The sequence below is a fragment of the Kribbella swartbergensis genome (assembly GCF_054784135.1).
On sequence record NZ_BAAGPM010000018.1, the window covers coordinates 327,533 to 339,664 of the forward strand.

The 12,132-nt window shown below is 69.7% G+C and carries 14 protein-coding genes; 7 read left to right on the plus strand and 7 right to left on the minus strand.

Annotated elements, in window-relative coordinates:
• The first annotated feature begins 167 nt into the window (after window positions 1–167).
• From ACYVOK_RS16890 to ACYVOK_RS16900, 3 genes are read left to right on the plus strand one after another with little or no spacing between them, the layout of a single operon-like run.
• A complete protein-coding gene (locus ACYVOK_RS16890) occupies window positions 168–686 on the plus strand; it encodes a DUF1707 SHOCT-like domain-containing protein (RefSeq protein WP_460663378.1) in 519 nt (172 codons plus the stop codon).
• On the plus strand, window positions 683–1,099 hold the full coding sequence (locus ACYVOK_RS16895) for a hypothetical protein (protein WP_460663379.1): 417 nt from the start codon (window positions 683–685) through the stop codon (window positions 1,097–1,099). The genes ACYVOK_RS16890 and ACYVOK_RS16895 overlap by 4 nt, the downstream gene beginning before the upstream one ends.
• Window positions 1,092–2,546, plus strand: a complete 1,455-nt coding sequence (locus ACYVOK_RS16900) for a multicopper oxidase family protein (protein ID WP_460663380.1) — start codon at window positions 1,092–1,094, stop codon at window positions 2,544–2,546. The genes ACYVOK_RS16895 and ACYVOK_RS16900 overlap by 8 nt, the downstream gene beginning before the upstream one ends.
• 3 nt (window positions 2,547–2,549) lie before the next feature.
• Here ACYVOK_RS16900 and ACYVOK_RS16905 read toward each other — a convergent pair whose 3' ends face one another.
• The 6 genes from ACYVOK_RS16905 to ACYVOK_RS16930 all read right to left on the minus strand — a co-directional run bounded on the left by ACYVOK_RS16905 (window position 2,550) and on the right by ACYVOK_RS16930 (window position 7,376).
• Window positions 2,550–2,768, minus strand: a complete 219-nt coding sequence (locus ACYVOK_RS16905) for a hypothetical protein (RefSeq protein ID WP_460663381.1) — start codon at window positions 2,766–2,768, stop codon at window positions 2,550–2,552.
• An 80-nt stretch (window positions 2,769–2,848) separates the two neighbouring features.
• Window positions 2,849–3,946: a sulfite oxidase gene (locus ACYVOK_RS16910; RefSeq protein ID WP_460663382.1), complete on the minus strand. Its 1,098-nt coding sequence runs from the start codon at window positions 3,944–3,946 to the stop codon at window positions 2,849–2,851.
• A 42-nt stretch (window positions 3,947–3,988) separates the two neighbouring features.
• The gene (locus ACYVOK_RS16915) at window positions 3,989–4,597 is read right to left on the minus strand and encodes a response regulator (RefSeq protein ID WP_460663383.1); all 609 of its coding nucleotides are present in this window, start codon (window positions 4,595–4,597) and stop codon (window positions 3,989–3,991) included.
• Window positions 4,594–5,721, minus strand: a complete 1,128-nt coding sequence (locus tag ACYVOK_RS16920) for a sensor histidine kinase (protein ID WP_460663384.1) — start codon at window positions 5,719–5,721, stop codon at window positions 4,594–4,596. Before ACYVOK_RS16920 ends, ACYVOK_RS16915 begins: the two co-directional genes overlap by 4 nt.
• 24 nt (window positions 5,722–5,745) lie before the next feature.
• A complete protein-coding gene (locus tag ACYVOK_RS16925; RefSeq protein WP_460663385.1) occupies window positions 5,746–6,480 on the minus strand; it encodes an ABC transporter permease in 735 nt (244 codons plus the stop codon).
• Window positions 6,477–7,376 (minus strand): ABC transporter ATP-binding protein, encoded by a 900-nt coding sequence (locus ACYVOK_RS16930; RefSeq protein WP_460663386.1) that lies wholly within the window; start codon window positions 7,374–7,376, stop codon window positions 6,477–6,479. Before ACYVOK_RS16930 ends, ACYVOK_RS16925 begins: the two co-directional genes overlap by 4 nt.
• A 148-nt stretch (window positions 7,377–7,524) precedes the next feature.
• On the opposite strand from ACYVOK_RS16930, the gene ACYVOK_RS16935 reads away from it, so the two are divergent.
• Window positions 7,525–8,292: an endonuclease/exonuclease/phosphatase family protein gene (locus tag ACYVOK_RS16935; protein WP_460663387.1), complete on the plus strand. Its 768-nt coding sequence runs from the start codon at window positions 7,525–7,527 to the stop codon at window positions 8,290–8,292.
• A 16-nt stretch (window positions 8,293–8,308) separates the two neighbouring features.
• Here the strand turns inward: ACYVOK_RS16935 and ACYVOK_RS16940 are convergent, their stop codons facing one another.
• Window positions 8,309–8,995, minus strand: a complete 687-nt coding sequence (locus ACYVOK_RS16940; RefSeq protein ID WP_460663388.1) for a TetR/AcrR family transcriptional regulator — start codon at window positions 8,993–8,995, stop codon at window positions 8,309–8,311.
• A gap of 70 nt (window positions 8,996–9,065) precedes the next feature.
• On the opposite strand from ACYVOK_RS16940, the gene ACYVOK_RS16945 reads away from it, so the two are divergent.
• The 3 genes from ACYVOK_RS16945 to ACYVOK_RS16955 all read left to right on the plus strand — a co-directional run bounded on the left by ACYVOK_RS16945 (window position 9,066) and on the right by ACYVOK_RS16955 (window position 12,124).
• Entirely contained in the window at window positions 9,066–10,523 is a 1,458-nt protein-coding gene (locus tag ACYVOK_RS16945) for a flavin-containing monooxygenase (protein WP_460663389.1), read from the plus strand.
• A gap of 93 nt (window positions 10,524–10,616) precedes the next feature.
• The gene (locus tag ACYVOK_RS16950; protein WP_460663390.1) at window positions 10,617–11,933 is read left to right on the plus strand and encodes a hypothetical protein; all 1,317 of its coding nucleotides are present in this window, start codon (window positions 10,617–10,619) and stop codon (window positions 11,931–11,933) included.
• Window positions 11,930–12,124, plus strand: a complete 195-nt coding sequence (locus tag ACYVOK_RS16955) for a hypothetical protein (protein WP_460663391.1) — start codon at window positions 11,930–11,932, stop codon at window positions 12,122–12,124. Before ACYVOK_RS16950 ends, ACYVOK_RS16955 begins: the two co-directional genes overlap by 4 nt.
• Window positions 12,125–12,132: the final 8 nt, after the last annotated feature.

The following is a 12,132-nucleotide window of genomic DNA, read 5'->3' on the forward strand; positions in this document are numbered from 1 at the left end:
CCCGGGGTCCGTCTACGCCCGGGGGAGTACGTCGTACTGCGTCCGAGGGCGCAGCGTGCTCCTCCGGGGGTAGGTGAGGTGTCGCCGCCGAGGCGACGCGGTGAGAGTGCTTCGAACGACAACCTTGGTGCAGCCGTAGGAACCGCGAGCACCGAGGAGTGTCAGTCATGAACGAGGAGAGGCCGGGCGGACCCATCCGCATCGGCGACAAGGAACGCGAGGACGCGGTCAAGCGTCTGGGCGAGCACTACGAAGCCGGCCGGCTCACCGCCGAGGAGCACACCGAGCGGATCGGCCGCGCACTGGAGGCGAAGACCGACGCCGACCTGGCCGCGCTGTTCTCCGACCTTCCGGGCGGACACCAAGCCGGCGCCGAGACCGATGAGGCCTGGGGCGGTCCGTGGGGCTGGACCAAGCCGCCGTGGACCGCGCCGGAGAGCGCGGCGCGAAGCGGTGGCGGTCCGGGCGGTGGGCGGGGACCGGCGGGATCCGGGCGGCCGGAGTGGACCACGCGGGGCCCGTTGGGGAACATCCCGTTCCCGCTGCTGGTCGCACTGGCTGCGATCGCGCTGATCGCGTCGATCGGCTGCGTGGTGGGCGGCGGTCACCCGCCGATCCTGCCGCTGCTGCTGATCGCGGCCGCGGTGGCCGTCACGCGGAAGCGCCGGCAGGAGCGTCGGGCATGAGAACTGTGTACCGGGTCCTCAGCCTCGCGATCGCGATCGCGGTCGCCCTCCAGGTCGCGTCGATCGCGCTCGCCGGGTTCACCGTGTCGAAGGACGCCAACGACGGAGCCGCGATCGGCGCCGACTACAGCAACTTCGGCCAGAGCTACCACAGCATCGCCGGTACGGCGATCGCGCTGGTCGCGCTGCTCCTGCTGATCGTGTCGTTCCTGACCGACGTTCCGCGCGGGCGCGCGCTGGCCGGCATCGTCGCCGGTCTGGTCGTCGTGCAGATCGTCCTCGCGGTGGTGTCGTTCGGCATCCCGGCATTGGGCGTCCTGCACGGCCTCAACGGCCTCGCCATCGCCGCGGTCGCCGGAACAGCGGCCCGGCGCTCGACCGAAGTACCGGCACAGTCGACGGCCGATGTCTGACCAGAGGAAACGGCTGCGCGGGCGGCTGATCGCTCTGGGGGTGACCCTGGCGGTGCTGGCACCGCTGGGGTACCTCTGGGCGACCAGCCTGGTGCCCGGCGACTACTCGGCCGCCGACATGGGGTACGCCGACTACGGCGGCGGACCCGCGTCCAGCGGGCACGACCACCATCACGGCGGGACGAGCGTCGCCGATCTCACCGGCCCGAAGACCGGCACGCCGGATGTCGACGTCACGCTGACCGCGCGGAAGACGAACTACCAACTCGCCAGCGGCGAGACGGTCGACGGCTACACGGTCAACGGGACGTCACCGGGTCCGCTCATCCGGGCGAAGGTCGGCGACCTGGTCCAGGTGACGCTGGTGAACGAGAACGTCCCGGACGGCGCCACCCTGCACTGGCACGGGATCGACGTACCGAACGCGGAGGACGGTGTCGCCGGCGTGACGCAGGACGCCGTACCGATCGGCGGAAGGCACGTCTACCGCTTCACGGCCGACCAGGCGGGGACGTACTGGTACCACTCGCATCAGGTGTCGAGTGAGGAGGTCAGGGGCGGCCTGTTCGGGACCATCGTGATCGGGCCCGAGCAGCCCGGTGAGGTCATCGCCGCGATCCACACGTACGACGGGAAGCGGACGATCAACGGCCGGACTGGCACCCAGCAGGTGGACTTGGCCGCCGGTACGACGGCTCGCGTGCGGGTGATCAACACGGACAACGCGATCCTGCGGGTCGGACTGATCGGTACGCCGTACAAGGTGGTCGCGGTCGACGGGCGGGACGTGCACGGGCCGACTCCGGTGACCGCGGCGTTCCCGTTGGCGGCCGGGGCGCGGGCGGATCTCGAGGCCGTGGTGCCTGCTTCCGGCCTGCGACTGGTGGCCGGTTCGGCGGCGTTGTCGCTGGGGATCGGACCGGGGACCGCTCCCACCGGTGAGCTGCCGGGGGAGACGGTGGACATGCTGACTTACGGGACGGCGGCTCCACTGGGGCTCGACCCGGCCAAGGCGGACCGGAGCTTCGAGTACCGGATCGGCCGGCGGCCGGGGTTCCTCGACGGCATGCCGGGGCTGTGGTGGACGATCAACGGGCACAAGTTCCCCGACGTACCGATGTACATGGTGGCCGAGGGGGACGTCGTACGGATGACGATCACGAACACCAGCGGCCAGGCGCACCCGATGCACCTGCACGGTCATCACGCGGTCGTGCTGTCCCGCAACGGCGTCGCCGCGACCGGGTCACCGTGGTGGGTCGACACACTCGAGGTCGGCAACGACGAGAGCTACGAGATCGCCTTCCTGGCCGACAACCCCGGCCTGTGGATGGACCACTGCCACAACCTGCCCCACGCCTCCGAAGGCCTGATGACCCACCTCATGTACGAGGGCATCACCACCCCCTACGTCATCGGCGGCCCCTCCCACAACGAGCCGGAGTAGCCGTCAGGACGCCTGCTCGTCGAGGCGGGTGGTGCGGGTCAGGTGGAGGGCCGCGATGCGGGCGCAGGCTGCGTCGATCGCGGCTCGTTGGGAGTCGTACGAACCGCACCAGAACGGGTTGTCGGGTTGCGGGTCGAGTTCGTCGTCGACGTCGGCGTACCACTCGTTCGCCGTACGGAAGATCCGTGCGTGCAGATGCACCTCAGTGCCCAGCTCGTTCACCGTGCCACTCCCGGAGTGAGACCGTGTGTCTCCAGGATGGAACGCCGTCCCCGCGGATCCGGCGAACGACACGCGGGGGATCAGGTGACCAGGACGGTGATCCGCTGGGCGGTGTTGTTGGCGAAGCCGCCGCGGTTCCACTCCGCCTCGATCGGTTGCTCGCGGCCGCCGGCGTCGATGGCGCGGACGGTGAGCACGTGCTCGCCCGGCGTCGCCTCCCAGTCATGGCTGAAGGCCCGCCAGGCGAGCTCGTCGTTGCCCGGGGCATCCAGTTTGGCGGTCTGCCAGCTGACCCCGGCGTCCACGCTGATCTCGACCCGGTCGATCGGCGCCCAGCCCGACCAGGCCCGGCCCTGCAGCGTAACGGTGCCGGCGGCAACGAAACGGTGGCGGCTCATGAAGTCGGGGAAGCCGGGCGGGATCAGCAGCGCCCGGGGCTGGATCCGGGTGACCGGCTCGCCGGGCTCGCCGGCCTCCCTGCGGATCCGGTACGCGACGGCGTTCTGATACCCGTCGAACTCGTGGTCGATCAACTCGATCGAGCGCAACCACTTCACACTCGCCATCCCGTACCACCCGGGTACGACGAGGCGCAGCGGATACCCGTGTTGCGGCGGCAGCGGCGCACCGTTCATCTCCCAGGCGACGATCGCGCCCGACTCGATCGCCTCGGTCACCGACAACCCGCGCTGGTAGTCCTGCTCGACCCCGCGCTCCACCCCGTGGTCCGCCCCGGTGAACACCACGTCCACGGCGTGCTCGCGAATCCCGGCCGCGCGCAGCAGGTCGGACAGCAGCACACCGGTCCACTCCGCCGTACCGACTGCTTCGCTGAGCCACGGCTGGCTGATCGGCCGCGGCTGCAACGCGGCCCGTCCGTTGCCCGCGCACTCCAGTGTCACCCGGACGGTACGACGTCCCATCGCCCGCAACTCGGTCAGCCCGAAGGTCAACGGTTGCTCGACGCATCCGTCGATCGTGAGCGACCAGGTGGCCGCGTTCGTCGCGGGGATGTCGTAGTGCACCAAGACGTAGTGCAGCCCGGGCGGCGTCACGTCGTACCGCAGCGCTTCCAGTGGCATACCGTGATTGCGTGCCGCCAGTTGCAACTCGTCGGTGGTGATCCCCTCACCGGTGTCCGCCAACCGCCCCCGCACGCTGAACTGCTCGATCGACATCGTGATCCCTCCCCTCGTCCCACCCTATGCCGGGCGGAAGGTTCAGAGCCAGCCGTTGTCGACCGCGATGCGGGCGGCTTCGGCCCGGGTCCGGGCACCGGTCTTGCCGATGGCTGCCGAAAGGTGGTTGCGCACGGTCCCTTCGGAGAGGTGGAGTTCCCTCGCGATGTCGGCGACGGTGCCGCCTCCTCGGGCCGCCCGCAGTACGTCGGATTCCCGGCCGGTGAGCGGGCTCGTCCCCGCGACCAGGGTCTCGGCGGCGAGTGACGGGTCGACCACGCGCAGACCCTGGTGCACCCGCCGTACGGCGTCCGCCAACTGCGCCGCGGGCGTGTCCTTCACGACGAACCCGGCCGCACCCGCCTCCATCGCCCGCCGCAGGTACCCGGGCCGGCCGAAGGTGGTGACCATCAGGATCCGCACCCCGGGTACGGCGTTCCGTAGCGCCGCGGCCGCCTCGATCCCGTCCAGCCCGGGCATCTCGACGTCCAGCAGAGCGACGTCGGGCTTGGCGGTCTGAGCGGCCGCGACCACCTCGTCACCGCGACCGACCTCGGAGACCACCTCGAGATCGGGCTCCAGATCCAGCAACGCGGCCAGCGCGCCGCGCACGAGCGCCTGATCGTCGGCAATCAGCAGTCGGATGGTCACTGGCCCACCTTGACAGCCAGGCTGAATCCGCCGCCCGGCGCCTGGCCGACCTGGACACTCGCACCGGCCTGGTTCGCACGCTCCCGCAATCCGATCAATCCGTGACCGGATGCACCGTCGCCCGGCCTCGGTCCCTTCCCGTCGTCGATCACCTCGATCTGGGTCGCGCTGATCCGGATCGTGCAGCGTTTCGCACCCGAATGCCGTACGACGTTCGTCACGCCTTCTCGCACCACCCAGGCGAACAGCTCACGGTTCTCCTCCGGCACCTCGTCGACCGTGGTCGGCAGGTCAGCCTTGATCTCCGCTGCCCTCAATGCCGCCCGAGCGGAGACCAGCTCACCCGCGAGGCTCAGTTCGCGGTACCCCGCCACAGCGGCCCGTACGTCGGCCAGTGCCGCGCGGGCCAGGCTCTCCACCTCGGCCACCTCCGCACTCGCCCGTTCGGGGTTGGCCGCGATCAGCCGGCCGGCCAGCTCCGCCTTGACCGTGATGACGGTCAGGGAGTGCCCGAGGATGTCGTGAAGGTCCCGCGCGAACCGGTTCCGTTCCTCCTGGACGGCCAGTTCGGCCATGTCCTCACGAGTCTTCGCGAGCTCGATACTGCGCTGGATCGACCGCCGGATCCCGAACACGGCCAGCGCGCCGAGGAAGATCGCGAATCCGTAGCTGTTGTCCGTGGTCCACCCCGGCACGATCCGCATCGACAGCTCGACGCCCACGAGCAGGACCAGGACGACGGCCACACCGGCTCGCACGTCCAGCGCCATCATCGACACCGCCGCGATGTACACGAAGCAGGTCAGCGCCGTCTGGCCCGCGGCCGGGACGAGTGCCAGGGCGAGAACCAGCATCACGCCCAGGTAACCGAGCCGCTGCCACGTCGCCAGCCCGCCGGCGAGCCCGGTCCGGCGTACCCAACCGAAGAAGCCGAGATACGAGAACGCGAACAGGCCCAGCGCGACGAGACCGAACACCCTGGTGGCGCCCCGCTGGTCCAGCACTGCGTTGAAGGGGCTGGACAGGTAGAACAGCCAGACCGCGGCCGCCAGCCAGCCCCAACGACCCGGCCCGCCGTTTCCACGCTGGCCGATGGCATCCAGCAGCGTCGGAGACCTCGTCACGTCGGCCACGCTAGTGCACGCACCTCAGGCGCGGGCGGTGTCAGCCCGGAACCGCCGCAGGCCGGCGATCCCGAGTACGACGGTCCACCCGAGCACCACCAGCAGCGCGTGGGTGTTCAGGCCACTCTCGGTCAGTGCACTGCGAGAGGTCAGGCCGGTCCAGTACGCCGGCGTCAACTGGGCGATGTGTTTCATCAGCGACGGCATCTGGTCGACCGGCAGCCACAGTCCGCCGAAGGCTGCGATCAGCAGGGTCGCGAGTCCCGTGATCGGCTGGACGCTGTCCGGCTTGGCGACGTACCCGATGACAATGCCCAGCGCGGCGAACGGCAGGGCGCCCAGCCACGACACGAGTGCGACCGAGACCCACTGACCGGCGCTCAGGTGCACGTGTCCGAAGATCAGCCCGGAGGCGAACACCACGATCAGCGGCGGCAGCGCCAGCAGCAGCGACAGGATCACCTTCGTGGTGACGTACGCCTGGGGTTTCAGCGGAGTGAGTCGCAGCGTGCGGTTCCAGCCGCCGTCGCGTTCGGCCGCGATCACGCCGCCGCTGCTCATCGCCGCGGACATCGAGCCGAACATCGCCATACTCACCATCACGTACGCGACCGCGGAGATGCCGCCCTCGCCGGCGTCCTGCGGCAGCGTCACCCCGAAGATGACGAACAACACCAACGGCATCAGGATCGAGAAGATCAGCACCCGGCGGTTCCGCAGAGTGCGGCGGAGGTCGAAGAGCAGGTAATCGCGGTTCATGCCAGGGTCTCCTGTTCCGCACCGATCGCGAGGACTGCGTCCTCCAGGTCGGCCGAGGTCACCTCGATGTCGTGGGCCCGCGTGCTGGCGAGCAGGTACCGCAGGGTGTCGTCGGAGTCCGCGCACTGCAGCAGCACCACGTCGCCGCGCGTCTCGACCTTGCGTACTCCGGGCAGCGACGCGAGTGTCGGCAAGTCGGCACCCGGGACGGTCGCGCGGATCGTGCGGCCGGAAACGCTCGCCTTGATCTGCGCAGCGGTGCCGTCGGCAACGATCTTGCCGTTGCGCATCAGCACGATGCGATCGGCGTACGCGTCCGCCTCCTCCAGATAGTGGGTGGCGAACAGGACCGTCCGGCCGCGCGCGGTCTCGGCGCGCATCGACGCCCAGAAGTCCCGGCGGGACTCCACGTCCATGCCGGTGGTCGGCTCGTCCAGGACGATCAGGTCGGGCTGCGGGATGATCGCCATCGCGAACCGCACCCGCTGCTTCTGCCCACCGGACAGCCCTTTCATCGTCCGGCCCGCCAGATCGGCGATGCCGGACCGGTCGAGCGCCTCGCCGACCGGCATCGGGTCCTTGTGCAGGCCCGCCACCAGGTTCACGAGTTCGCCGACCTTGGCGTCCTCGATGATGCCGCCGCTCTGCAGCATCACCCCGACCCGGCCCTGTGCTATCGCGTCGACCGGCGTACCGCCGTACACCTGGACCGTGCCCTGGTCCGGCAGGACCAGACCGAGCAGCATCTCGAGCGTGGTCGACTTGCCGGCCCCGTTCGGACCCAGCAACGCCACCACCTCGCCGGTCGGGATGCTCAGATCCACCCCGGCGACCGCCTGCACCGCCCCGTACTTCTTGGTCACACCACTCAGGCTGACCGCAGTCTGTGTCGTCATACCGAAGAGGTTCGCCCGGTACGGCGCCGGCGCCCTGGATCGAGCGTCACGACGTACCCATGACATCCGTCAGCCGGATTCCCGGAGTGGCTCAGGGTTGCGCGCCGGGTGCGGTGGGAACGGCGAGGGTATGGGTGCGTTGCGGGTGATGACGTGGAACGTGTGGTGGCGGTTCGGCCCGGTGTGGGTGGCGCGGCACGAGCTGATCGTGCAGACACTCCGCGCTGTGGACGCCGATGTCGTTGCGTTGCAGGAGGTTTGGGGGACCAGGGCAACGAATCAGGTGTCGGCGCTCGGCGCGGAGCTGGGGCTGCACGCGGCGTACGCCGGTCCCTCGTACCCGCCGGCGACGGATGTGGCCCGGGATCCGCGGGACGCCGGGGTCGAGGTGGGCATCGGCTTGCTCAGCCGGTGGGAGATCACCGGGTGGCGGGCGGTGCGGATGCCCGCCCGGCATCGGGTCTTCGATCCGGTGGCCGTCGTGGCGACGGTTGCGCATCCTGCCGCGCCGTTGCATGTGGTGGTGGGGTGTCTCGAGTACGACCCGGCGTACAACGACGATCGGCTGGCGCAGGCCACGTTACTGGCCGAACTTGCGACGGATCCGGCGCTGGACGGTCCACTGCCGGTTGTCGTCGCGGGTGATCTGAACGCGCCGCCGGGCAGCCCGTTGCTGCGGCCGCTGTCCGACGTACTGACCGATGCGTGGGTTGCGGGGGACGGTGATCCGGCCGTGGTGACCGCACCGCCCCAGGCCGGCCCGGAGTTGCTGGGCCGGCGGATCGATCACGTGTACTTCCGTCCCGGGATGTTCAACCGCCCGGTCACAGTCACCGAGACCTCGACGGCGGGCGACCCCGTCAACGGCATCCCACCGTCGGACCACCGCGCCGTCATCTGCTCACTCCAGTTCTGACGCTGCCGGGAGGCGGCTAGGAACTGCGCAGGGTGTGGAGGCCTTGCCAGAGGAGGTCCTGGAGGGTTCTGGCGACTTTCTGGGGGGTGGGTGGCGTGGGCGTACGGCTGCGCCAGATGGCGAGGCGTTCGGTGGCGCCGGAGATGCTCTGGGCGATGATCTGGACTTCGTCCTCGTCGACGGTGCGGCCGGGCGGCAGGTTCATCCGGACCATCGCGGCGATCAGTTCGACGAACGCGGCGCGGACCTCCTCGGTCGCGGCGGCGGCCGGGCCGGCGGCTGGTCCCGCGGCAAGCATGCCCTCGTCGATCAGCACCGACCACGCCTGCGGGTGGTCGTCGAGGAACTCGAACCACGCGACGAACCCGGCGTACAGCGCGTCCTCGGCATCCGGCGCCGCCATCACCGCGTCGGACACGGTGTCGAGCAGTTGTGTCCGAAGCCGCGCGAGACAGGCGAGAAACAGCCCGTCCTTGGAGCCGTAGTACTGGTAGATCAGCGGCTTGGACACGCCCACTTCGGCCGCCACGTCGTCCATCGACGTCCCCTGATATCCCCGCTCCCCGAAGATCCGCTCGGCCGCCTCCAGAATTTCCCGCTCCCGCGCTGCCCGATCCCGGCGCCGCCGAACCGGCCCGTCGGCACCCGCCCGCAGGCCGGGTGCCGCCTGCTCGGCCTGTGTCCGGTGCGTGGGGGAGGTCACTTGCGCAGTCTAACTGACTCCGAGTAACTTACTGCGAGTAAGTTCTTCTCGGACAGGGTGGAGGACACCGATGGGGAGCACTCACCACCGGATCGTCGTGGTCGGGACCGGGTTCGCCGGGATCGGGATGGCGGTCCGGCTCAAACAGGCCGGGTACGACGACTTCGTCGTACTGGAGCGGGCTCAGGAGGTCGGTGGGACGTGGCGGGACAACACGTACCCGGGCTGCCGGTGTGACGTGCCCTCGCACCTGTACTCGTTCTCCTTCGCGCCGAACCCCGAGTGGTCGTCGACGTTCTCCCCGCAGCCCGAGATCGAGGACTACCTCCGCAACGTCACCGACCGGTTCGGCATCCGCCCGCACATCCGGTTCGGCCACGCCGTCGAGTCGGCGCACTGGGAGGACGGTCAATGGCGGATCCGGACCAGCCAGGGTGACTTCACTGCCCAGGTGCTGCTGTCCGGGATGGGCCCGCTCGCCGAGCCGTCGTACCCGAACCTGCCCGGGATCGAGTCGTTCGAGGGCGAGGTCTTCCACTCCGCGCAGTGGAACCACGACCTCGACCTGAGCGGCCGCAAGGTCGCCGTCATCGGGACCGGCGCGTCGGCGATCCAGTTCGTGCCGGCGATCCAGCCGGAGGTCGAGGAACTGCACCTGTTCCAGCGCACCCCGCCGTGGGTGATGCCGCGGCCGGACCGGAAGATCACCGAGGTGGAGAAGGCGGTCTACCGCCGGTTCCCGCTGGTCCAGAAGGCGGTCCGGGCCGGGATCTACTGGGGCCGCGAGTCGATGGTGCTCGGTTTCGCCAAGCTGCCGGCGATCATGAAGCAGGCGCAGAAGGTGGCCGAGAAGCACCTCGAGCGGCAGATCCGCGACCCGCTGCTGCGGGCGAAGCTGACGCCGGACTTCACCCTCGGCTGTAAGCGCGTGCTGATCTCCGACGACTACTACCCGGCGATCGCCCAGCCCAACGTCGAGGTGGTCACCGAGCGGATCGCCGAGGTGACCCCGACCGGGATCGTCACCGACGACGGTGTGAAGCACGAGGTCGACACGATCATCTACGGCACCGGGTTCCGGGTGACCGACCTGCCGGTGATGGACATGGTCCACGGCCGCAACGGCGTGTCGCTGCGCGAGGCCTGGTCGAACGGGATGGAGGCCCACCTCGGTACGGCGATTTCGGGGTTCCCGAACTTCTTCCTGCTGATCGGCCCGAACACCGGGCTCGGGCACAGTTCGATGGTGTTCATGATCGAGTCCCAGATCGCCTACATCCTGGACGCCCTGAGGACGATGGACGCGGAAGGGCTGCGGGAGGTCGAGGTCCGGCCGGAGGTGCAGCGCGCGTTCGTGGACGGCGTCCGGTCGTCGATGCGGAACACGGTCTGGACCCGCGGCGGCTGCACGAGTTGGTACCTCGACTCCGAGGGTCGCAACACCACGCTCTGGCCGTCCTTCACTTTCCGGTTCCGGCAGCTGACCAGGCGTTTCGACCGCTCGGAGTATCGAACTCTCGCTATGTGACATCATGCGTGTTACATTCGATCGGTCAGATACCCGACCCGGGTTCTCCGGTACGCCGGATCCGGGTCGCCCCTGCTGATCGGAGGCGGTGCCGTGGTGGAGCTGCTGATTCCACTGCACGGGATCGGTGGCCGCGGCGACCTGCCGGTGCCGCTGTGGCTGGCGATCTACTCCGCCGGCGCCGCCGTGGCCGTCTCGTTCTTCGCGCTGGCCGCGTTCTGGTCGCGGCCGCGGTTCGAGGCCGCCGGCGGAAAGCCACTCGACACGCTCACGCGGATCGTCGACCATCGGGTGGCCCGCTCGTTGACCAAAGTCGCCGGGCTCGCGGCGCTCGCGTTGATGCTCGGCGCCGCCTGGTTCGGCAGCAGCTCGCCGGCGCTCAACCCGGCACCGACCTGGCTGTACGTGTGGATCTGGGTCGGCATCATCCCGCTCTCACTCGTCTGCGGCCCAATCTGGCGACTCGCCAACCCGTTCCGCACGATCGCGGGGGTGGCACGGCGTACGTCGTACCGGAAACTGCCCGACGGGATCGCCTACTGGCCCGCGGTCGCCGGGCTGGCCGTCTTCCTCTGGCTCGAGCTCGCGTACCCGGACGGCTCCGATCCGCTCGCCGTCGCGGTCTTCGTCACCGGTTACGCGATCGCGAATGTTGCCGCAGGCATCGTCTACGGCCCGGCCTGGTTCCGGATCGGTGACACTTTCGAGGTGTACGCCGAGGTGCTGGCGCGGCTGAGTCCACTCGGCCGCGGGCCTGACGGCCGGCTGGTCCTGCGGAACCCGCTGGCCGGCCTGGCGACGATGCCCCAGCAGCCCGGCATCGTCGGCCTGCTGTGTTTGTTGCTCGGGTCAACGGCTTTCGACGGCATCTCGCGCTGGTCGGCGTGGACGCAGTTGACCGGTGAGCTGAGCCGGACGCAGCTCATCGTCGTCCACAGCCTCGGGTTGATCACAGCGGTGGCGATCGTCTCCGTGCTGTTCGTGCTCGCGGCCCGGACGACCGGCGCGGCGCGCGTACGGCCCGGTGCGGTCGGGCGGGCCGGATTGCCCGGCGCGTTCGTGCACTCGCTCGTGCCGATTGCGATCGGGTACGCCGTCGCGCACTACTTCTCGTTCGCGATGTTCCAGGGCCAGCAGGGGGTGTTGCTCGCGACCGATCCGTTCGGCCGCGGGTGGGATCTGCTCGGGACCAGCGGAACGCGGATCGACTACGCGTTCCTCGGCACCGGGGTGATCGCGGGGGTCCAGATCGGCGCGATCGTGCTCGGACACGTACTTGGGGTCGTGTCCGCGCACGATCGTGCTGCCGGCCTGTTCCGGCGCCGCCAGTTGCGGCGGGCGCAGTACCCGATGCTGGCCGCGATGGTCGCGTTCACCGCCGGCGGGATCGCGTTGGTGACGGCCTCGTGATCGCGCTGCACATGGGTGGGATTCCGGAGACCGCGATGGTCCTCGGCCCGATCGTGCTGATCGTGGCCTTTGTCCGCATCGCGCGTCGCCACGAGGCGACGCTCCCCGACGACGAGTACGACGACTGGGACGCCGACCTCGGCGATCTCCCGGCCCGCGACCCGAAACCCGGACAACGCGCCGAGATCTGACCGGGCCG

What these genes read in the sequence shown, in the direction of transcription:
- ACYVOK_RS16890 (WP_460663378.1), top strand. Translation starts at nt 168, where the DNA reads ATGAACGAGGAGAGGCCGGGCGGACCCATCCGCATCGGCGACAAGGAA.
- ACYVOK_RS16895 (WP_460663379.1), top strand. Translation starts at nt 683, where the DNA reads ATGAGAACTGTGTACCGGGTCCTCAGCCTCGCGATCGCGATCGCGGTC.
- ACYVOK_RS16900 (WP_460663380.1), top strand. Translation starts at nt 1,092, where the DNA reads ATGTCTGACCAGAGGAAACGGCTGCGCGGGCGGCTGATCGCTCTGGGG.
- ACYVOK_RS16910 (WP_460663382.1), bottom strand. Translation starts at nt 3,946, where the DNA reads ATGTCGATCGAGCAGTTCAGCGTGCGGGGGCGGTTGGCGGACACCGGT.
- ACYVOK_RS16925 (WP_460663385.1), bottom strand. Translation starts at nt 6,480, where the DNA reads ATGAACCGCGATTACCTGCTCTTCGACCTCCGCCGCACTCTGCGGAAC.
- ACYVOK_RS16930 (WP_460663386.1), bottom strand. Translation starts at nt 7,376, where the DNA reads ATGACGACACAGACTGCGGTCAGCCTGAGTGGTGTGACCAAGAAGTAC.
- ACYVOK_RS16935 (WP_460663387.1), top strand. Translation starts at nt 7,525, where the DNA reads ATGACGTGGAACGTGTGGTGGCGGTTCGGCCCGGTGTGGGTGGCGCGG.
- ACYVOK_RS16945 (WP_460663389.1), top strand. Translation starts at nt 9,066, where the DNA reads ATGGGGAGCACTCACCACCGGATCGTCGTGGTCGGGACCGGGTTCGCC.